Consider the following 21318-nt stretch of genomic DNA (forward strand, 5'->3'; position numbering starts at 1 on the left):
GGTGCGGCCTGGCGGGACCTGCCGGAACGCTACGGTCCGTGGAAGACGGTCTACGAACGGTTCCGCCGCTGGTCGGCGGACGGCACCTGGGACCGTCTCCTGGCTCACGTCCAGCAGCACTCGGACGCGATCGGCGAGGTCGACTGGACGATCGTCTGCGTCGACTCGACCATCGTGCGGGCCCACCAGCACGCGGCCGGAGCCCGAAAAGGGGGCCCTGGACCGGCGAGGCACTCGGCCGCTCCCGCGGCGGACTGAGCACGAAGATCCACCTCGCCTGCGACGGCCGCGGACGCCCCCTCGCGTTCACGGTCACCGGCGGGAACGTCAACGACTGCACGCAGTTCGAGCCGGTCATGACCCGCATCCGTATCAAGCGGTGCGGGCCCGGCCGGCCCCGCACCCGACCGCTGCGGGTGGTCGGCGACAAGGGCTACTCATCCCGCAAGATCCGCGCCTACCTCCGCAGGCGCGGCATCGCCTGCACCATCCCCGAACGCACCGACCAGATCAGCGGACGCCTGCGCCGAGGCGAGAGCCTGTGCCGTCTCGACCGCACCGCCTACCGGCGCCGCAACGTCGTCGAACGCTGCTTCAACCGCCTCAAACAGAACAAAGCCCTCGCCACCCGCTACGACAAACGAGCCCGCCACTACCAAGCCCTCGTCACCCTCGCCTGCCTGCGGCTATGGCTCCCCACCTGACATTGCGGACACCCCCTAGGGCGTGTCCGCAGTGTGCACCGGTCGTCACTCCGTCGGACAATCGCTCCGGCCACCAGCACGCGGCCGGAGCACGAAAAGGGGGCCCTGGACCGGAGAGGCACTCGGCCGCTCGCCAGGACGTCAAAGCCTGAGACGGGGTCCGCCGAAGCAGGCAGCAGAGGGCGCGGAGGTGACCGGGTTCACGGCAGCGCTGTCCCTGCTCGCCGGCCGGGATGCGTGTTCCGCCCGCGTGGTCAGGGTTCTTCCCGGCGGGGTGCGCGGGCGAGATGGGCGACGATCCTTCGGCTGAGCGTCGACTTGGCCCAGTAGGCACCCGCCAGCAGGAGCAGCCCGGGGATCAGCAGGATCGGGCTGGCCACGTTCCTCGACGGGTAGAACAGGGCCATCACGCCGGTTCCGGTCATCAGGTACCCGGCGACGAGCGCGAGGGGGACAAGGCAGCCCAGGGAGCTCAGGCCGAGCGGTACGTCCTGGGGGCGGATGGATGCCTCCCCCGACTCCAGGAGGCGCAGCGCCTGCTCCTCCGTGAACCCGGGCAGGCCCGCCCGCAGTTCCACCTTCCGTCGCGCGGCGGCTTCCGGCCGCTGTGCCGGCGCGGGCCCGCCGTCCGGGTCGCCGGGCGCGTCGTCCGGCTCGGGCCGCTGCGGGGCTGGCGCGACGGGGACCAGCGCGATGGGGGACGGGACGGTGGACGGCTTGGGTGCGTGCCCCGGGGACAGCCTCCAGGACTGCCCGGTGGCCAGGGCGGTGGCGGTCACCTCCGGCTCCCCGTCCGTATCGAGGGCGACGGTGACCTCTATCCGGGTGCTCCCCGCAGCGGCAGGCCGCAGACCGGCCAACTCCACGGTTCCCAGGCGCTGACAGGACGACCGGCGGTCCTGGTCCTGGTCTTGGTCCTGGCCTGCTGCGGCCCACCCGTGGTCCCCGTCCTTCTCATAGACGTCGAAGGCCACAGGCCGCGAGCCGTCCCGGGGGAACGGCTCGGCGGGGACGAAGAGTTCCGACCTCCGCGTCGGCCGCACGGTGCCCTGCCTGATCATCGTGGCCACCTCGCCGCCCCGGACACCTATCCCGAGCGTTGTCGGGGCCGCGTCGAGGAGCAGCAGGTCCCGGCGCGCGTGCGCGATGACGGCGGCCACCAGCGCGGCGCCGGCCGCAGCCCGGTGGGCCGGCACGGTGCGGACCGGCTTGCCGGGGAACAGGGCGCGCACGGTGTCCGCGATGCCCGGCACCCGCACCGTGCCGCCCACCAGCAGGATCCGGCCGACCTCGGGCAGGAGATCGCCCAGATCATCGCGCATGCCCCGCAGACCCTGTGCGCAGCGCTCGCGCAGCGGGGCGGTCAGCTCGTCGAACTCGGCCCGGGTCAGCAGCTCTTGAAAGTGGACGGGGCCGTCGGGGCCGGTGGTGAGGTAAGGCAGATCGACGGTCGTGCTGGACGAGGAGGACAGCTCCGCCCTGGCCTTCTCGGCGGCCTCCCGCAGCCGTTGCCCCGCTGCCGGATCGGAGGACACGTCCACGCCGTACCGCTCCCGGCAGCGGCCGGCCAGATGTGCGGCCACGGTCCGGTCCCAGTCGTCGCCGCCGAGCCGGGTACCGCCGCGCAAGGCGGTGACCTCGGCGCACAGCACCCCGCCGGAAGCGTCGTCCACGCCGAGCGCGCAGACGTCGAAACTGCCGGCGCCGAGCCGGACGATCACCAGCCGGCTGTTCCTGCTGCCGACCGCGTGCTCCGCCACGTGGGCCAGACCGACGCAGGCACTCTCATGTGCCAGACGCAGTACGTCGAGTCCCGCGAGTCCGGCGGCCTCGCGCAATGCCTGCCGCTGCGCATACCCGAAGCCGGCGGGCACGGTGAACACCGCCTCCGTCACCGGCTCCCCGGTGAGCGCTTCCGCGTCCCGCTTGAGGGCTCCCAGCAGTAACGAGGCGATCTGTGGTGCGGTGTGGGACCGCCCGTCGATCTCCACGCGCCAGTCCGTGCCCAGGTGGCGTCTGACGGAGTGGACAGTGCGGTCGGGGTTCGCCGCTGCCTGCCGGCGGGCGGCTTCGCCGATCAGCGTGCCGCCGTTCGGGGTGAACGCGACGACCGAGGGTGTGCTGGGCTCCCCCTCGGCGTTCGTGACGAGGACGGGCTCGCCGTCCACCAGCACGCAGGCCGTCGAACGCGCTGTCCCCAGGTCGATCCCCACCACACCCGTCACCGCTGCCCCCGTCCCGGCTCACGCCCTCGCTACTGCTGCCGACCGATCCTGCGGCAGCGTAGGACAGCCGATGATCCACGGGCTACCCCGACCTGGCGGAAGCAAGCCGCCCGATCTCCCACCGCCCCGAACCGCCGGCCCGCCGAGGGCTCTGGGCGGAAGGGGGAACCCGGTTACCGCCCCGCCGCCCGACGGGGCCACCCAGCCCTCCGTCTGCCGACCGCTGGGCGGCACCCACGGCCCCGCCCAGCCGGACCGCCCCGCCTCCGTCGGGCGACCGCCCCGACACCCCACGGCCAGGCCCCCCCAGGGAGTGGCGTATCCGACAAGCGCCCCGGAGCCGTTCCGATCCTGTTCGCGCCGACCTACCGTTGCTCCTCATGCGGTTCCCCCTCATGAGCGCTCGGCGCCTCGGGCTGCCCAGACGGGCCGTCTCGCAGATCCTGCTCACCCAGCTGGCCATCGCCGCCGGGGTCCTCGCCCTGGCCACCGGCCTCTTCCTGGCGCCGCTCGGCGCGCAGCTCGACGACCAGGCCATGCGGCGTGCCCTGGCCATCGCGCAGAGCGCGGCCGCCGACCCCGCGCTCTCAACCGGCGTCCTCGCCTCCGGTCCCTCGCCCGACAGCCCGGTGCAGGCCGCGGCGGAGCGCATCCGCCGGGCGACGGGCGCCGAGTACGTGGTCGTCGTCGACCTCCGCGGCCTCCGCCGCTCGCACCCGAGCCCCGACCGCATCGGACTGCCCGTCTCCACCGACCCCGGCGACGCCCTCGCCGGCCGCGAGGTGATGGAGATCGACGAGGGCACGCTGGGCCGCACCGCCCGCGGCAAGGTCCCGCTCCTCGCCGCCGACGGCGAGATCGTCGGCGCCGTATCCGTCGGCATCCCCTACGACAGCGTCCGCGACCGCCTGCTCGGCGCCATCCCCGGCCTCCTCGCCTACGCGGGCGGCGCCCTGGCCGCCGGCGCCCTCGCCGCCTACCTCCTCTCCCGCAGGATCCAGCGCCAGACCCGCGACCTGGCCTTCTCCGACATCGCCGGCCTCCTCGCCGAGCGCGAGGCCATGCTGCACTCCATCCGCGAGGGCGTGATCGCCCTCGCCCCCGACGGCCGGGTCCGCCTGGTCAACGACGAGGCCGCCCGGCTGCTGAGCCTCGCCCCCGGCGCCCCGGATGCCCCGACGCCCTTCGCCGGGCGCCCCCTGGACGACGTACTCGGGCCGGGCCGCACCGCCGACGTGCTCTCGGGCCGCGTCACCGGGCGCGACCTGGTGACCGTCCAGGGCCCCCGCGTCCTGGTCGCCAACCGCATGCCCACCCAGGACGGCGGCGCCGTCGCCACCCTGCGCGACCGCACGGAGCTGGAGCACCTGGGCCGGGAGCTCGACTCCACCCGCGGCCTCATCGACGCCCTGCGCGCCCAGGACCACGAGCACGCCAACCGGCTCCACACCCTCCTCGGCCTGCTGGAGCTGGGCCTGCACGAGGAGGCGGTGGAGTTCGTCACCGAGGTCGTCGGCGTGCACCGCTCGACCGCCGAGCAGGTCACCGAGAAGGTCCACGACCCGCTGCTGGCCGCCCTCCTGGTCGGCAAGGCGACCGTCGCCGCCGAGCGCGGCGTCGCCCTGCGGCTGGCCGCGGCCACCCTCCTTCCCGACCGCCTGGTGGACCCCGGCGGCCTCGTCACGATCGTCGGCAATCTGGTGGACAACGCCCTGGACGCCGCCGCCGGCGGGACGGCACCCCTCGTCGAGGTGGAGCTGCGCGCGGAGGGCCGTACCGCGGTGCTGCGGGTGTGCGACAGCGGGCCCGGGGTCCCCGCCGCGCGCCGCGAGGAGATCTTCACGGAGGGCTGGTCGACCAAGCAGCCCCGGGCCCACCGCGAGCGCGGGCTCGGCCTCGCCCTCGTACGCCGCCTCGCGGAGCGGCAGGGCGGCAGCGCCCGGGCCGGTGAAGCAGCGGACGGAGGGGCGGAGTTCTCCGTCGTACTCCCGGAGGCCCTGCGATGAACGAGACCCCGATGCACGTATTGGTCGTCGACGACGACATGCGTGTTGCCCGGATCAACGCGGCGTACGTGGAGAAGGTTCCCGGTTTCCGCGTGGTCGCGCGGGCTCATTCGGCGGGCGAGGCCATGCGGTTCCTCACCACGCATCCGGTGGACCTGATCCTCCTGGACCACTACCTCCCGGACGAGAACGGCCTGGACCTGGTCCGCCGCCTGCGCGAGGGCGGCCACGGCACCGATGTGATCATGGTCACCGCGGCCCGCGACCTGGCCACCGTGCAGGCCGCCATGCGCCTCGGCGCCCTGCAATACCTGGTGAAGCCCTTCACCTTCGCCGGACTACGCACCCGGCTGGAGGCGTACGCGTCCCTGCGCCGCGCCCTGGACACGGGCGGCGAGGCCGAACAGGCCGAGGTGGACCGCCTCTTCGGCGCCCTCGCCGGCGCGGGCCCCGCCAACGAGCTGCCCAAGGGCCACTCCCCCACCACCGCCGAGCTGGTCCGGCAGGTCCTGCGCACCGCCGACGGCCCGCTGTCCACGCAGGCGATCGCCGACCGTGCGGGCATCAGCCGCCAGACCGCCCAGCGCTACCTGAAACTCCTCGAACGCACCGGTCGCGTCACCCTGGCCCTGCGCTACGGCGAGACCGGACGCCCCGAACACCGCTACACCTGGCTCCCGTCCGAGGGCCCCACCTGAGGCCGGGCCCCCGCCTGGACCACCCCTGCCCCACGCCCCCAGGCCCCCCTCAGACCGCCCCCGCACCCGTCAGCGAGCGGACCTCCGTCTCCGCATGCCGTGCCTCGTCCGGCACCTCGCCCGAGGTGACCGTCCCCAGCCACCCCGCCAGGAAGCCCAGCGGAATCGACACGATCCCCGGGTTCTGGAGCGGGAAGAACTGGAAGTCCATCCCCGGGAAGAGTGATTCCGGCGCGCCCGACACCACGGGTGAGACCAGCACCAGCAGCATCGCCGGGACCAGTCCCCCGTACACCGACCACACAGCGCCCCGCGTGGTGAAGCCGCGCCAGAACAGCGAGTACAGCAGCACCGGAAGATTGGCCGAGGCGGCCACCGCGAAGGCCAGACCGACCAGGAACGCCACATTCAGGTCCTGCGCGAGCAGCCCGAGGGCGATCGCCACCGCCCCGATGCCCACGGCCGCCCCCCGGGCCACGGCGACCTCGCTGCGCTGCTTGGCGCGCCGCCGCTTGAGCGAGGCGTACAGGTCGTGCGCGACGGAGGCCGAGGAGGCCAGGGTGATACCCGCCACCACGGCCAGGATGGTGGCGAAGGCGATCGCGGCGACCAGCGCGAACAGCACGGCGCCCCCGGTGGATTCGGCGCCTCCGCCGAGGAAGGCCGCGAGCAGCGGAACGGCCGTGTTTCCCGAGGCGTTGGAGGCGCGGACCTCGTCCGGGCCGACCAGCGCGGCCGCCCCGAAGCCGAGCACGATCGTCATCAGGTAGAAGCCGCCGATCAGCCCGATCGCCCACACCACCGAGCGGCGGGCCGCCCGCGCCGTGGGCACCGTGTAGAAGCGCGACAGGATGTGTGGCAGGCCGGCCGTCCCGAGGACGAGCGCGAGGCCGAGGCTGATGAAGTCGAAGCGGGCGGTCCAGTCGCCGCCGTACTTGAGGCCGGGGCCCAGGAACTTCATGCCGTGTCCGCTGCGTTCGGCGGCGCTGGTCAGCAGCAGGCCGAAGTCGCCGTGGAAGCGCAGCAGCACGAGCACGGTCAGGGTGATCGCCCCGCCCATCAGCAGGACGGCCTTCACGATCTGGATCCAGGTGGTGGCCCGCATCCCGCCGAAGGACACGTAGACCACCATCAGGGCGCCCACGCCGATCACGGTGAGGGTGCGCGCGGCGCCGCCCGAACTTCCCAGCAGCAGGGCGACGAGGCTGCCCGCACCGACCATCTGCGCGATGAGGTAGAGCACGGAGACGACCACGGAGGAGGTACCGGCCGCGATCCGCACCGGGCGCTCGCTCATCCGGGCGGCGACCACGTCGGCGAGGGTGAAGCGGCCGCAGTTGCGGACCAGTTCGGCGACGAGGAACAGCACCACGAGCCAGGCGACGAGGAAGCCCACCGAGTACAGCATGCCGTCGTAGCCGAAGAGGGCGATCAGGCCGGAGATACCGAGGAAGGAGGCGGCGGACATGTAGTCGCCCGCGATGGCGAAACCGTTCTCCATCGGGGAGAAGAGCCTCCCGCCGGCGTAGAACTCCTCGGCCGAACCGTGCCGGTTGCGGCTGACCCAGGTGGTGATGCCCAGGGTCACCGCGATGAAGAGGCTGAACAGGAGCAGCGCGAGGGTCTGGTGTTCGCTGGTCACCGGTCGTCCCTCCGGCCCCGGTTGCGCTCCTGGCCGCGCTCCTGCTCGAAGACGGTCCAGCGCAGGTCGAGCGCGGCCCGGTCGCGCCGCAGCCGCGCGTGCCGGGCGTAGGCCCAGGTGAGCACGAAGGTGCTGAGGAACTGGCCGAGGCCCGCCAGCATGGCCACGTTGACCGCGCCGACGACCGGCCGGGCCATCACGCCGGGTGCGGCGGTGGCGGCGACCACGTAGGCGACGTACCAGAGGAGGAACCCGGCGGTCGCGGGGACGACGAACCGCCGGTAGCGCCTGCGGACCTCCTGGAAGGCGGCGCTGCGCTGCACTTCCAGGTAGACGTCCGAGGCGCTGGGGGCGGGGCGGGGGCCGGCGGCCGGGCGCGACGGGGACGGTTCTTCGCCCTCGCCCCAGCCGACGGCCAGTGCGTCGTACCAGGGGTCGTCAAGCCGGATCGTTCCGGCATCGCGACCTTCGTGCTTGTCCACCGAACTCTCCTTGTCCGCTGCCGCATTGGCCGCGTGATCCAAGGATGTGCGAAATGGACGGTTTCCGGACTGGTGTACCGGTGCTCTTCACTCCAACAGGTGATGGAGTGAGCAGCACCGGTACGCGGCGGCGCCCGCCGTGCGAGTCTCGGCCCGCCACGGGCACCGCCCCGGGCTCAGGCGTCGATGCGCGAGCGGTCCAGCGTCGCCGCGGAGCCGGTGATGAACTCCTTGCGCGGGGCCACCTCGTTGCCCATGAGGAGGTCGAAGACCTGCTCGGCCGAGTCCAGGTCGCCGATGTTGATCCGGCGCAGGGTCCGGAAGCGGGGGTCCATGGTGGTCTCCGCCAGCTGGTCCGCGTCCATCTCGCCGAGGCCCTTGTAGCGCTGGATCGAGTCCTTGTAGCGGATGTTCTTGCGCTGGAACTCCAGCAGGGTCTGGCGCAGCTCGTTGTCCGAGTACGTGTAGACGTACTTGTCCTGGCCTTTCTTCGGCTGGACCAGTTCGATGCGGTGCAGCGGCGGCACGGCCGCGAAGACCCGCCCGGCCTCGACCATCGGCCGCATGTAGCGCTGGAAGAGCGTGAGCAGCAGGCAGCGGATGTGCGCGCCGTCGACGTCGGCGTCGACGAGCAGCACGATCTTGCCGTACCGGGCGGCGTCGATGTCGAAGGTGCGGCCCGAGCCGGCTCCTATGACCTGGATGATCGCCCCGCACTCGGCGTTCTTGAGCATGTCCGAGACGGAGGACTTCTGGACGTTGAGGATCTTGCCACGGATCGGCAGGAGCGCCTGGAACTCGGAATTCCGCGCGAGCTTCGCCGTACCGAGGGCGGAGTCCCCCTCGACGATGAACAGCTCGCTGCGGTCCACGTCGTCACTGCGGCAGTCGGCCAGCTTGGCCGGCAGCGAGGAGGTCTCCAGTGCCGTCTTGCGGCGCTGCGCCTCCTTGTGCTGTCGGGCCGCGATCCGGGTCCGGGCCGCGGCGACGATCTTCTCCATCACGGCGCGGGCCTGCTGCTTGTCGTCGCGCTTGGTGGAGGTCAGGAACGCCTTGAGCTCCTTGGCGACCACGGCGGCGACGATCCGGGTGGCGGCCGAGGTGCCCAGCACCTCCTTGGTCTGGCCCTCGAACTGCGGCTCGGCGAGGCGGACGGTGACGACGGCCGTCATGCCCTCCATCGCGTCGTCCTTGACCACGTCGTCCTCGGCGACGCGCAGCAGCTTGGCCGAGCGCAGCACCTCGTTGACGGTCTTGGTCACGGAGCGTTCGAAGCCGGTGACGTGGGTGCCGCCCTTGGGGGTGGCGATGATGTTCACGAAGGACTTGACGCCGGTCTCGTACCCGGTGCCCCAGCGCAGGGCGATGTCCACGCCGAGCTCGCGGGTGACCTCGGTCGGGGTCATGTGGCCGCGGTCGTCGAGGACCGGGACGGTCTCCTTGAAGGTGCCCGAGCCGGAGAGCCGCAGCACGTCGCAGACGGCCTTGTCCTGCGCCAGGTACTCGCAGAACTCGCTGATCCCGCCGTCGAAGCGGAAGGTCTCCTCGGTCTTGCCGGCGCCGTCGAGGGCCCGCTCGTCGCGGACGACGATGGTCAGGCCGGGGACGAGGAAGGCGGTCTGGCGGGCCCGCTGGTAGAGCGTCTCCAGGCCGAGGCGGGCATCCTTGAGGAAGATCTGGCGGTCGGCCCAGTAGCGGACCCGGGTGCCGGTCTTGCCCTTGGCGATGCGCTTGACCTTGCGCAGGCCGTTCGCCGGGTCGAAGGGGCTGTCGGGGCCCTGCTCGGTGAACATGCCGGGGACGCCGCGGCGGAAGCTGATGGCGTGCGTGGAGCTGCCCCGGTCCACCTCGACGTCCAGGCGGGCGGAGAGCGCGTTGACCACGGACGCGCCGACGCCGTGGAGGCCGCCGGAGGCGGCGTAGGAGCCGCCGCCGAACTTGCCGCCGGCGTGCAGCTTGGTCATGACGACCTCGACGCCGGACAGGCCGGTCTTGGGCTCGACGTCCACGGGGATGCCGCGGCCGTTGTCCCTGACCTCGACGGAGGCGTCCTCGTGGAGGATCACCTCGATGTGGTCGCAGTAGCCGCCCAGGGCCTCGTCGACGGAATTGTCGATGATCTCCCACAGGCAGTGCATGAGGCCCCGGCTGTCGGTCGAGCCGATATACATGCCGGGACGCTTGCGGACGGCCTCCAGCCCTTCGAGGACGAGCAGGTGCCGCGCGGTGTAGTTGGAACCGTCCCGGTCTGCTCCGGACAGCAGCGCGCTGGAAGGCACGGACGTGTCGGCGGTCACGCAGTTCGCTCCTCGCTGAATTTCTTTTCTGGCCCGGTCGGGCGCAGGGGTGGCTCGGGTGCCGCTCGAAGGGTACCGAGGCCAGGTAGAGCCGATGCAACGCCACCCTCGCGTGCTCCTCACCCTAGTCGAGATCCGTACGGATGTTCGATCCCCCGCGCGGGTGAAGGAAACATCACGTTCCCTTCCGCGCATGAACCATTTAGGGTTCGGGCACGTCCTCATGAACAACCTGGCACTCTCGCCGGGGAGGATGGAACTGCAAGAAGCGCACGAGTGACAACGCGAAACCGTAAAGCAACGCAATACGGCTCCTTCGCCGCCAACCGGCAACAGCCGGCCAGCTTCGGAAGGAAGTTTCGAGGAAAAGCCGCGAGCGGGAACGTTTTCGGCCTGGTTGGATGTTGACCCTGGTACGACAGCTCGTCGAGCTAGAGAAGAGGCGACGTGACTACTGTTCTGACACCCGCGACCCCGCTGACGGCCGCTGACCGATGCGACCGTTGCGGCGCCCAGGCATATCTGCGCGTCGTCCTGCTGAGCGGCGGTGAACTGCTCTTCTGCGCCCACCACGGGCGCAAGTTCGAGCCGGAACTCAAGAAGATCGCCGCGGAAATACAGGATGAGACCGAGCGGCTCACGTCCGCTCCGGCTGCCCACGCCGAAACCGAGGACCGCTGACACAGGCCCGACCTCGCATCCGACGAGCCAGGACCGGCTAGGCCGGTCGACGGGCGGCACCCCTGCGACCCAGGGGTGCCGCCCGTCCTCACGTACGGCCCCGCCCTCACCTCCGAGGACGGGGCCGTACGGGTTCCCGGGCGCGGGCGGACGCGTGCACCGCGGGCGCGCCGCACCCCTGGCCCCCGATCAGTCCGTACGATGCCCCCGCGCGGGCCCTGAGTGCTGCTCGGCGGCCTCGGAGTCGCCCTCCGGGACATCCTGGACCCCCGACCGCTGCGCGGCCCTCTCCGGGGCCGTCACGAAGCCGGCCAGCGGGGCGATGCGCGTGTAGACCCCGGGGCTGTCGGCGCGGCCGCAGCCGCGGCCCCAGGAGACCAGCCCGATCAGCCGGCCCTGCGCCACCAGGGGGCCGCCGCTGTCGCCCTGGCAGGCGTCCCGGCCACCGCTGTCGTCCCCCGCGCACACCATGGAGTCGGCCAGGAACTGTCCGTCCGCATCGCCGGGGTACGCCCGCCCGCAGACCTCGTCCTCCAGTACCGTCACGCGCGCGGCGCGCAGCCCGTAGGCGTAGTCCCCGAAGCCGCTCGTGTCGCCCCAGCCGTACACGGCCGCCTCGGTGCCCGCGCCGTACGCGGGGTGGCCCGCCTCCGCCATGGGCAGGACGTGGTGTGCCGGTACGGCCTCCGCCAGCTCCAGGACGGCGAGGTCCCCGGCGTTGGTCCGCGTGTCGTAGGCGGGGTTCACCCGGGCCCCGCGCACCGCGATCTCCCGGCCGTCGGCCGCGCGGAGCTCCGTACGCCCCGAGATCACCCGGAAGTCCGGCACGGATTCGACGGGGCCGCCGAGCACCTGGGGGCTCAGGCAGTGCGCCGCGGTCACCACCCGTGTCGGGGCGACCACGACGCCCCCGCAGAACTGCCCGTCCCGCGTACGCCCGAACCGGTCACGGCTGGCCAGGGCGACCACCCAGGGGCTGTCGGTGACCTTCACCGGCTTGCCGCCGATCACCACACTGTCCGCCGTCGCCTGGGGCGCCTGGGCGAGCGGTGCCGCGGCCGCTCCCGCCGCCAGGGTCAGCGCGCCCGCCAGAGCACGGGCAAAGGGACGACGCATGGGGGCCTCCTGACTCCGGGTGTGCATGACTCCACCCAGAGTGGGATGCCCGGTGGCCGAGCGCACCCGCGCGGCCACCGTCGGCGACCCTCCGCCGGTCAGTCCAGGTAGTCGCGCAGCACCTGGGACCGGGAGGGGTGGCGCAGCTTCGACATGGTCTTGGACTCGATCTGGCGGATGCGCTCGCGGGTGACCCCGTAGACCTTGCCGATCTCGTCCAGCGTCTTGGGCTGGCCGTCCGTGAGGCCGAAGCGCATGGAGACCACGCCGGCCTCGCGCTCGCTCAGCGTGTCGAGCACCGAGTGCAGCTGCTCCTGCAGGAGCGTGAAGCTCACCGCGTCCGCCGGGACGACGGCCTCGGAGTCCTCGATGAGGTCACCGAACTCGCTGTCGCCGTCCTCGCCGAGCGGGGTGTGCAGGGAGATCGGCTCACGGCCGTACTTCTGGACCTCGATGACCTTCTCGGGGGTCATGTCCAGTTCCTTGGCCAGCTCCTCCGGAGTGGGCTCGCGGCCCAGGTCCTGGAGCATCTGGCGCTGCACACGGGCCAGCTTGTTGATGACCTCGACCATGTGCACGGGGATGCGGATCGTGCGGGCCTGGTCGGCCATGGCGCGGGTGATGGCCTGGCGGATCCACCACGTGGCGTAGGTGGAGAACTTGTAGCCCTTGGTGTAGTCGAACTTCTCGACCGCGCGGATGAGGCCCAGGTTGCCCTCCTGGATCAGGTCCAGGAAGAGCATGCCGCGGCCGGTGTAGCGCTTGGCGAGGGAGACCACGAGGCGGAGGTTGGCCTCCAGCAGGTGGTTCTTGGCCCGGCGGCCGTCCTCGGCGATGATCTCCAGCTCGCGCTTGAGCTTGGGCGCCAGCTTGTCGGAGTTCGCCAGCTTGTCCTCGGCGAACAGGCCCGCCTCGATGCGCTTGGCGAGCTCGACCTCCTGCTCGGCGTTGAGGAGGGGGACCTTGCCGATCTGCTTGAGGTAGTCCTTGACCGGGTCGGCGGTGGCGCCGGCGACGACGACCTGCTGGGCGGGGGCGTCGTCCTCGTCGTCCGAGATGACGAAGCCCTTGTTCTCGCCGCTCTCGTCCTCTTCCTCGCCCTCGGCCTTGACGGCGTCCGGGCCCTCCTCCGAGGTCTCTTCCTCGCCGGCCTCGTCGGCGTCCTTCTTGGCGGCCGTCTTCTTCGCCGCGGTCTTCTTGGCTGCCGCCTTCTTGGCGGGGGCGGCCTTCTTCGCCGCGGTCTTCTTCGCCGCCGCCTTCTTGGCCGCGGGCTCCGTCCCGGGCTCCGCCGCGAGGGCGTCCGGGGCTTGCGGGTCCGCGGACTCCGCCGCGGGCGCCGCAGGGGCCGCGGGCTGCGCCGTCGTCGTCCTGGCCGCCGTCTTCCGCACGGGCTCGGTCGCCGTCCGCTTGGCCGGGCTCTTCGCTGCGACGCTCTTGCGGGTGGTGCGCTTGGGCGACTCCGCGGCACTGACCATCAGCGTCACACCCTCTTCCTCGAGGATCTGGTTGAGGCTGCGCAGAACATTCTTCCACTGGGTCGCAGGAATCTGGTCAGCCTCGAAGGCCCGACGCACGTCATCGCCGGCGATCTGCCCCTCGGCCTTGCCCCGCTCGATGAGCGCCATCACAGACTCGGAATCGGCGATCTCCGGCGGGAGCGTACGGGATGTGCTGGCCGACACGAACAACCTCTCGGAACGATGGGAACGGCTTCCGACCCCGGGCCAGGTGGTGCTGGACCGGAGCCGACGACCACCGACCGGGGATGGGCCGGCAGCGCGGGCAGGGGCCGGGGAGCTGCACAGCACCCCCAAGGGCTGCTGTCTTCCCTCCGTCGGCCATCACCTCTTAAGTCATCGCACGACCTCGCGGAGCGTTACGCCCAATCTTCGTGGCCCGAGTCACACCCCGTATGCACGAATGCCGGTCATACGGTCCTACCCGGCGGATCCGGAGGTGCCGCCGGACCCTCGGAAGGCGGCGGCACAGCGGTGTCGCCGGGCCCTCACCGGCCCGGCGACACCCCGTGCACGCCGTGTTCCCTCGCGCGTACCGCCCGTCAGTGCTCGCGCGGGGCGGGGACCACGCGCTCGACCTCCGGGTGCACGGTCAGGAGCTGGCGCATCGCGTTCTCGGCACCGATCGCGTCGCCCGCGGCGAGGGCTTCCACCATCCGGGCGTGGTGCGCGACGCAGGTCTCGCTCGGGCGGTCGCAGGCGGTCATCGGGCTGCCGGAGACCTGGAGGGCGGCGGAGACGATGCCGGAGAGGTGCTCCAGCATGCGGTTCCCGGCGATCTGGATCAGGAGCGCGTGGAACTCGTTGTCGGCGCGCGCGAAGGTGATCGCGTCGCCCTGGCCGAGGGCGTGGCCCATGATCTCGACCATGTCCGCGAGGCGCTGCTGGATGTCCGGCCGGTTGTGGCCGGCGGCGAGGCGGGCGGCGAGCGGTTCGATGGTCCAGCGCAGCTCGCCGAGCTCGCGGCGCTGGTCGTCACGCTGGGGGCCGAAGGCGCGCCACTCGATGATGTCGGGGTCGAGGAGGTTCCAGTCGGCGACGGGGCGGACCCGGGTGCCGACGTTGGGGCGGGCGCTGACGAGGCCCTTGGCCTCCAGGACCCGCAGCGACTCGCGGACGACCGTGCGGGAGACCTCGAAGCGCTGCCCGATCTCCTCGGGGACCAGCGGGCGGTCCGCGCCGAGGTCGCCGGAGACGATCATCTGTCCGAGCTGTTGTACGAGTTGGCCGTGCAGTCCGCGGCCGCGGCTGCCCGCCGCGCGACGGCCCACGCGGCTCAACTCGACGTCGCCGCCGTCCCAGTGGGGCGCTGCGACGCGGTCGGAGCCGGGGGTCTCCGCGTAGGGGTAGCGGTCGAGTTCGCCCGGGCCGGCGAGGCCGGAGTCGGCGTGGCGGGCGGCGGTCATCATGGTGTGCGCAAGGGTACTCACGAATCCTTTGTCGGCCGTGCTTCCACGACCCTTGAGGTCTTTGGTGAAAAGCACACGAAAGGGTGATCGGTGCCACCTACGCAATTGACGACTTATCGTAAAGAACCGGACGCAGTGCGGGGAGTTGCGGTCCGCTTGACGCGACATGGACCGCAACGGTCCCGACCACGACGGCTACCGCACCGGAACGGTCACCAACGAACCCTGCTGCGCAGTCCGGTGAACCCATAGGCGCACAACAGGACCATCAGCGACAGCACCAGCGCGGTCCCCACGGGCTGGGCCATCACCCGGAGGGCCCCCACGAGCAACCGGTCGGCCTCCGGCGGCCACTGCACCCAGCTCAGCCCTCGCAGGCGCGGCCCGAGTCCGGTCGTCGGGTACGCGGACGAACCCTCCAGCGCCTTGCGCACCAGCGGAACCACCACCACCGGTACGGCGACCACCGCGGCCAGCCCCGCCGTGGCGGACCGGAAGACCCCGGAGGCCAGGACGCCGGCCCACGCGCAGCCGATCAGCAGCCCCGCCCAACTCGCGGCGGGGGTAAGCCATTCCGCGGGGGTGCGCAGCGGGCCGCTGTCGAAGACGAGCGCCAGGGCGGCGGCGTCGCCCGCCACCACCAGGGCGCCGATCAGCAGGGCGAGGGCGGCGCTGATCCCGAGCTTGGCGGTGAGCAGTCCCATCCGGCGGGGAACGGTGCCCCGGTCGGCCGCGAGCGCGGGATAGCGGTACTCCTCGCCGAAGGCCAGCGCACCCAGCAGCCCCGCCCCGAGCGCGGCCGGCGGCAGCGGCAGCAGCTCGGGCCAGGCGGCGAGCAGCCGGCCCTGCGGGGTCTGCCCGGCGCGGGCGAGCACGAGGGCGGTGACCACGGAGACCGCGGCGACCAGCAGGGCGGTGAGGACGGGCGTGGCCGTACCGAAGACGCGCAGCAGCTCGTAGCGCCACGGCCTCAGCGGCCCGCTCAGCCGCCGCACCACGGAGGCGGGCCGCGGCCCACGGCCGGAGCGGTCCGGGCCTCCACGCCCTTCGGCACGGCCGTCCCCGTTCTCGGACGCACCCCCGGCCGCGGCTGCGGAACCGGCCGCGGCACGGGCGCGCGGGACCGAGGACGCCGCTCCCGCGTCGCCCGTCTCGTCGGCGAGCTGGTGGACGAGCACCCCGTGACGGAACGCCGCCTCCCCGACCTCGGCACAGTTGCTGCCGTACACCGACAGGCGGCTGCCGCTCTCCTCGACGATCTCCACCGCGCGCTGCGCGGCCCGCGCCTCCCGGCCCAGTACGTCGGCCAGCCGGGCCGCGTGCGGGGTGCGCACGGCGACCCTGGGGCGGAGCCGGGTCCGGGCGAACTCCACCGCCTCCTGGTCGGCGAGGAGCCGGCCCGCCTCGATGCTGACCACCCGGTCGGCGCTGCGGGCGGCCTCCTTGGCGTCGGAGGTGGTGAAGAGCACGGCCCCACCGAGGGAGGCGTGGCCGCGCAGCAGGGAGTGCAGCCAGCCTCGCTCGCGGGGTGAGAGCCCCGCGCCGGGCTCGTCGAGGAGCAGGGTGCACGGATCACCGAGCAGCGCTGAGGCCAGCGCGACCCGGCGCTCCATGCCGAGCGACAGCGAGCCGAGCCGCTGATCGCGCAGGCCGCCGATGCCGACGACCTCCAGCATGGTGTCGGCCCGGGAGGCGGGCACCCCGGCAGCGGCGCAGAGCATCCGCAGCTGGTTGCGGACGGTCCGTGCCGGGTTTCCGGGGACGTCGCCGAGTACGACGCCGACCTCCCGGCCGGGGTGCGGGATCCGGTGGAGCGGACGGCCGCGGAAGTAGGTGACGCCTCGCCCCGGTTCGAGTTCGAGCATGAGCCGCAGCGCGGTCGTCTTGCCCGATCCCGGCTCGCCGAGCAGGGCGGTCACCTGCCCCGGGCGGGCCTCTAGGGTGAGGTCGTCCACCAGGGGCGGTGCGGCGGAACGTGGCTTGCTGGTGAGTCCGATGGCCTGGAGCATCGCTTCTCTCGCGGGGTGTGAGACCGCTTTGCGGCAGCGTGAGTACCGCAAGCAGGATAACGCGATATGTCCGATTTTCGGCGCAACCGGCCCGGTGACAATCCGATCGCCCCACCGGCCTTCGCCCCGCCGGCCTTCTCAGGCCCGGCGGCCGCCGCTCCGGTGGCGCCTTCGCCCCGGGCTCAGACCTCCGGGCGCAGCATCGGCGGGTTGAGGAGGTTCGCCCCGCCCGCCCGGAACAGCTGGGCCGGGCGCCCACCCTGACGGGTCGTCGTGCCGCCGGCCGGTACCAGGAAGCCCGGCGTGCCGGTGACCTTACGGTGGAAGTTGCGCGGGTCCAGGGCCACGCCCCAGACGGCTTCGTACACCCTGCGCAGCTCCCCGACGGTGAACTCGGGCGGGCAGAAGGCGGTGGCCAGCGAGGAGTACTCGATCTTGGACCGGGCCCGCTCCACCCCGTCGGCGAGGATCGTCGCGTGGTCGAAGGCGAGCCCCGCAGAATCCTCCTCGGTGGCGGCGAGCAGTTCGTCGACGGGGGCCCAGCGCGCGCTGTTGGCATCGCCTCCGGCCGTGGGTGTCGGCAGGTCCGGAGCCAGCACCAGATGCGCCACGCTGACGACACGCATGCGCGGATCGCGCTTCGGATCGCCGTAGGTGGCGAGCTGTTCGAGATGTGCCCCGTTGCCCGCGCCCGGCAGGGCGGGGTCGTGGGCGCACAGCCCCGTCTCCTCGGAGAGCTCCCGGGCGGCGGCGCCCGCCAGGTCCTCGTCCCCGCGGACGAATCCACCGGGCAGCGCCCAGCGTCCCTGGAACGGCTGCTCACCCCGCCGGACGACCAGCGCGCAGAGCGCGTGGCGCCGTACGGTGAGCACGACCAGGTCGACGGTGACAGCAAAGGGCGGATAGGCCGACGGGTCGTAGGGCGACATGCCGCGATCATAGTCGTCTGCCTGACGATAAACAGCGCTTTGGTGACCTTGAGGGCGAGGGCTCTGGGGCTCCGGCGGCCTCGCGGCCGCGAACTCCCCTCAGCCGCCCAGCTGGAGCGCATGCGCTGCCTCCTCCACCATGCCGAGGCCGAGCCTGCTGATCCGTACGGCGAACGGCTCCCCCGAGACCCGCAGGCCCGAGAGCCGCAGCTCGCCGAGGGGGGCGCCGGCCAGCGGGACGAGGGCGACGGTGCCCGCGGGGGCGTCGGGGCGGATCCCGGCGAGGGCCGCCAGTACGTGGATCCCCGCGGCCGCGGCCACCGCGGCCGGGCGGCAGGCCGCCGGATGCGGGACGGGGACGCTGCCCGCGGTGCGCTGCTCCGCCGCGAACATCTCCGGCAGCCGGTACCCGAAGGACTCCGCCGCGTCGAGCAGGCCCTTGAGCAGGCCCGTCGCCTCCTTGTCGAAGCCGGCCCGGGCCAGGCCCGACACGGCGACGGCGCTCTCGTACGCCCGCACCGCGCCGGAGCGGTGACCGTACGGGTTGTGCCCCGGCTCCTTGGCTGCCATGCTCCGCAGCCCCCATCCGCAGTCCATCGCGGGGGCTCCGAGGAGCCTGGCCAGTTGCTCGGCGCGGGTCCGGTCCAGCAGGCCCGGGGCCGTCCCTCCCCGGCCCAGCAGCCCGGTGTCGAGCAGGTGCGCGGCGGCTCCGGTGAGCCGCGGCAAGGGCCGCCCGTCCGGGTGGAGCGCCGAGGCGGGCCGCCCTCCGTCCGGGCCGTCGATCCAGAAGCGGGCCCGGAACCGCTCGCGCAGGGCGGCGGCCCACTCCCGCCATTCCTCTGCGCCGGGCCGGCCGCATCCGGCGAGGAGTTCCGCGCCAAGGACGGCGGCCCGGTGCGCGTGGGCCTGGGTCTCGCACCGCCGCGGCCCGGGATCCGGGTCGGCCAGGAAGCCGTCCCCGCCCAAGGCGCCCCGCAGCCAGCCGAGGCACCGCTCGGCGGCCGGGAGCAGCCGGGCCAGCTCCTCCTCCGGCATCCCCCACAGCCGCGCCTCGGCGAGCACGGCGGGGAAGGCGAGGGTGGCTTCGGTCCCGGTGCACGCGGGCGGCAGCTGCGGCCCCGCCCCGCGCAGCGGCCCCGGGATCTTTCCGGCGCCGGGCCCGTGCCCCTCGGCCTGGGTCCGGGCGAGGATGCGCAAGGTGGCCGCCGCGAGGCCGGTCCCGAGAGGCAGGGCCATGCGTGCGGCCCAGAGCGACTCTGCCGGTGCCAGGCCCAGCCGCCAGGGCACCCCGGCCACGGCGAAGACATCGCCCGGCACCGCGGGGTCCCTCTGGAGCAGGGCGCGCAGATCGTCGACGCTCGTGCGGAACCAGGCGGCGACCCGCGGGTCGTCCCCCTCGGCCCGGGCGTCGGCCAGCGGGTTGGCCACCTGTCCGGCGGAGGCCCGCACCACGCGGTCCTGCGTGGTGCGCAGCTCGATGACGCGGGCTTCGCCGGGCTCCAGGTCGAGCTGCCAGCGCAGGAGTCCCGCCGAGGCCACGGCGTCGTCGGGCGGTGGCTCGGCGGCCGTGACGGCCTGAGCCTCGCCGGTGCTCCAGCGCAGCCCGGCGGCATACACCCCGGCGGGCAGTTCGGGCCCGGCCAGGCCCGCCGCCACGGCGGCCAGCTCCGCCAGGTCGGTGCCGAGCAGGATCTCCACGGGGAGGCGTACCGGACGGGACGCGAAGCTGCGCAGGGTGATCCGCTCGGTGCCGTCCGCGTGCCGTACCCGTTCGACGCCGATGTCCGGATCGGGGCCCGGCTCGGCGCCGGTGCGGACCGTCGCGGTGAAGGCGGCCCGGTCTGCGCCGAGGCTGCGTCCCCGCACGGCGACCGGGTCCCGGCCGGCGACGCGCAGCACGCAGCGGGAGAGCAGCCTGCGCCCCGAGCGGTACACCCCGTCGATGCCCTGCCCGGTCAGCTGGCCGTGCTCCGGGGAGATGACCAGGCAGGGGGCCGCGACGCAGATGACGGCGCCGTGCACGGGCGGCAGTTCGGATCTGCGGGCGGCGGGTACGCCGGTCGGGCGGGGAGGTGCGGGGTGAGACATGTGTCGCCTTGTCTGCGCTCCGGTCGGTTCGGCTGGGCGGTGGCGCGGCCGGGGCGGCACCACCCCCCAGCTGAACGGCCCCACCCCTGCCCGGGTCACGGGCCCCTGCTCCGGCTGAGCCCGCTGCGGCCAGATAGAGCGCCGCGGGGCGTGGCCGTCCGGGGTCCGGCACGGCAGCCGCAGACGGCCGCGGCGCGGCGGCCGGGTGGCGTTCACCGCCCGCTCCCCGCGGTGCGCCGGGGCCCGCGGCGGGGCGCCGTACGGCCCCGTCGGCCCGGAGGCCGGGTGCCGGCCGAGGTACGGCGCCGCTTGGGCTCCCTGCGGCGGCGCTCCTCCCTCAGGCACTGCCTCAGGCCCTCGGGGTCGATGCCCTCGTTGCAGGCGTGGTGGAGGAGCTGGGCGAAGCGGTACTCGGCGTCCGCCCGCAGGGCCAGGCCGAAGGCGATCCGCGCGGTCGGCTCGTCCCCGGTGGACCAGGAGACCCAGCCGGCGAGGGTGAGGGGCGCGGCGGCGTGCTCCACGTAGGCGCCGACGCAGCGGCGGGCGAGTGCCCGCCACAGGCGCAGGGCGGGCGGTGCCTCCTCGCCCTCCATCCACTCGGCCGCGACGTCCCGGATCTCGCGGTCCTGCAGACCGAGGATGAGCGCGGCGGCCTCGTCGTGGCCGAGCAGCGCGTCGTCCCACTCGTCGGCGTGGACGCCGCCCCGGACGGGTGGCGCGAGGGTCATGCGCCGCATCAGGGACCTGGCCAGTTCGAGGGTTTCACGGCCGACCTCCTCACGGGTGGCCCCGTCGAGGATCCTGGGCATCAGCGCATCGGCCGCCCGGTCCAGGGCGCACTCGGCCTCGTGGGCCACGGCTCCGCGCAGCGGGGCCAGCCGCCCCTCGATCTCCCTGAGGGAGCCCCGGACCCGGAGCCCGGCGAAGGTGGCCGTGGCGGCCATCACCGAGGTGCCGACGGCGGCCAGCCGACTGCCGTCGGCGGGGCAGCACCGCTCGTCGGGGCAGACGTAGGACCAGAAGCGCCCGTCGGACAGGCACAGGGCCTCCAGCACCGGTACGTCCAGGGCACCGCAGGCCAGCCGGAGCCGCTGGGCGAAGGGGCGCAGCCGGGTCATCACCTGGCGGCCGGTCTCATTCCCGGTGGGGTCCTGGCAGAGGTAGAGGACGATGCCGTCGGGCTTGGCGCCGCGCCGCTCGCTGCCCCGGACCAGGCATTCGGCGACCTGGCGGGCCGTGTCGTCCCATTCGGCGGGGGTGAGGGGGATGCCGACACGGAGCCGGCCGCCGAAGCGGCCGCCCTCGCCGTGCACGGCGACCATGACGAGGGAATCGCTCGGGTGGAAGCCGAGCATGTAGGGCAGCGCGTCGGCCAGCTCGGCCGGGCTGCGCAGGGTGATCTGTGGTCCTCCGGAGTTTCCGACCGGGGTCGTGAACGGCCGGTCGGACGGGCGCTGTGATGCGTCGTTGTTCGTCATGGCACGAAGGTCCCGTGCGGGATCGGATCCCGAAAGC

General features: G+C 73.2%; 14 protein-coding genes and 1 pseudogene. 4 read left to right on the top strand and 11 right to left on the bottom strand.

Annotated elements, in window-relative coordinates:
- Nucleotides 1-704 (top strand): annotated as a pseudogene (locus ABZ873_RS28140) (IS5 family transposase); the annotation flags it as partial.
- Between the two features lie 254 nt (nt 705-958).
- Here ABZ873_RS28140 and ABZ873_RS28145 read toward each other — a convergent pair.
- Nucleotides 959-2929 (bottom strand): Hsp70 family protein, encoded by a 1971-nt coding sequence (locus ABZ873_RS28145; RefSeq protein ID WP_360877502.1) that lies wholly within the window; start codon nt 2927-2929, stop codon nt 959-961.
- Nucleotides 2930-3309: 380 nt separating this feature from the next.
- Here ABZ873_RS28145 and ABZ873_RS28150 point away from each other — a divergent pair, with 380 nt between their 5' ends.
- Nucleotides 3310-4935 carry an ATP-binding protein gene (locus ABZ873_RS28150; RefSeq protein ID WP_360877505.1) on the top strand — a complete coding sequence of 542 codons (1626 nt, stop codon included), beginning with the start codon at nt 3310-3312 and terminating at the stop codon, nt 4933-4935.
- Nucleotides 4932-5633: a response regulator gene (locus tag ABZ873_RS28155; RefSeq protein ID WP_360877508.1), complete on the top strand. Its 702-nt coding sequence runs from the start codon at nt 4932-4934 to the stop codon at nt 5631-5633. Before ABZ873_RS28150 ends, ABZ873_RS28155 begins: the two co-directional genes overlap by 4 nt.
- A gap of 49 nt (nt 5634-5682) precedes the next feature.
- Here the strand turns inward: ABZ873_RS28155 and ABZ873_RS28160 are convergent, their stop codons facing one another.
- From ABZ873_RS28160 to ABZ873_RS28170, 3 genes are all read right to left on the bottom strand, one after another.
- Complete coding sequence (locus tag ABZ873_RS28160) at nt 5683-7275, bottom strand: cation acetate symporter (RefSeq protein ID WP_360877511.1); 1593 nt, start codon at nt 7273-7275, stop codon at nt 5683-5685.
- The gene (locus ABZ873_RS28165; RefSeq protein ID WP_360877514.1) at nt 7272-7757 is read right to left on the bottom strand and encodes a DUF485 domain-containing protein; all 486 of its coding nucleotides are present in this window, start codon (nt 7755-7757) and stop codon (nt 7272-7274) included. Before ABZ873_RS28165 ends, ABZ873_RS28160 begins: the two co-directional genes overlap by 4 nt.
- 176 nt (nt 7758-7933) lie before the next feature.
- A complete protein-coding gene (locus ABZ873_RS28170; RefSeq protein WP_360877517.1) occupies nt 7934-10054 on the bottom strand; it encodes a DNA topoisomerase IV subunit B in 2121 nt (706 codons plus the stop codon).
- A gap of 447 nt (nt 10055-10501) precedes the next feature.
- Between ABZ873_RS28170 and ABZ873_RS28175 the strand changes: the two genes are divergently transcribed.
- Nucleotides 10502-10735: a hypothetical protein gene (locus tag ABZ873_RS28175; RefSeq protein ID WP_360877520.1), complete on the top strand. Its 234-nt coding sequence runs from the start codon at nt 10502-10504 to the stop codon at nt 10733-10735.
- A gap of 189 nt (nt 10736-10924) precedes the next feature.
- On the opposite strand, the gene ABZ873_RS28180 is transcribed toward ABZ873_RS28175, so the two are convergent.
- From ABZ873_RS28180 to ABZ873_RS28210, 7 genes are all read right to left on the bottom strand, one after another.
- Entirely contained in the window at nt 10925-11851 is a 927-nt protein-coding gene (locus ABZ873_RS28180) for a serine protease (RefSeq protein ID WP_360877523.1), read from the bottom strand.
- A gap of 98 nt (nt 11852-11949) precedes the next feature.
- Nucleotides 11950-13533 (bottom strand): RNA polymerase sigma factor, encoded by a 1584-nt coding sequence (locus ABZ873_RS28185; RefSeq protein WP_360877526.1) that lies wholly within the window; start codon nt 13531-13533, stop codon nt 11950-11952.
- Between the two features lie 377 nt (nt 13534-13910).
- Nucleotides 13911-14852 (bottom strand): FadR/GntR family transcriptional regulator, encoded by a 942-nt coding sequence (locus tag ABZ873_RS28190; protein ID WP_360877529.1) that lies wholly within the window; start codon nt 14850-14852, stop codon nt 13911-13913.
- 137 nt (nt 14853-14989) lie between these two features.
- Nucleotides 14990-16786, bottom strand: a complete 1797-nt coding sequence (locus ABZ873_RS28195) for an ABC transporter ATP-binding protein (protein WP_360877531.1) — start codon at nt 16784-16786, stop codon at nt 14990-14992.
- A 182-nt stretch (nt 16787-16968) separates the two neighbouring features.
- Nucleotides 16969-17715, bottom strand: coding sequence for an NUDIX domain-containing protein (locus tag ABZ873_RS28200; RefSeq protein ID WP_360877534.1), 747 nt, complete (start codon nt 17713-17715; stop codon nt 16969-16971).
- 99 nt (nt 17716-17814) lie between these two features.
- Nucleotides 17815-19803: a glycogen debranching N-terminal domain-containing protein gene (locus tag ABZ873_RS28205; protein WP_360877537.1), complete on the bottom strand. Its 1989-nt coding sequence runs from the start codon at nt 19801-19803 to the stop codon at nt 17815-17817.
- Between the two features lie 212 nt (nt 19804-20015).
- A complete protein-coding gene (locus ABZ873_RS28210; protein ID WP_360877540.1) occupies nt 20016-21281 on the bottom strand; it encodes a DUF4192 domain-containing protein in 1266 nt (421 codons plus the stop codon).
- Nucleotides 21282-21318: the final 37 nt, after the last annotated feature.

The organism is Streptomyces sp. NPDC047014 (genome assembly GCF_040644195.1).
Taxonomy (GTDB): domain Bacteria; phylum Actinomycetota; class Actinomycetes; order Streptomycetales; family Streptomycetaceae; genus Streptomyces.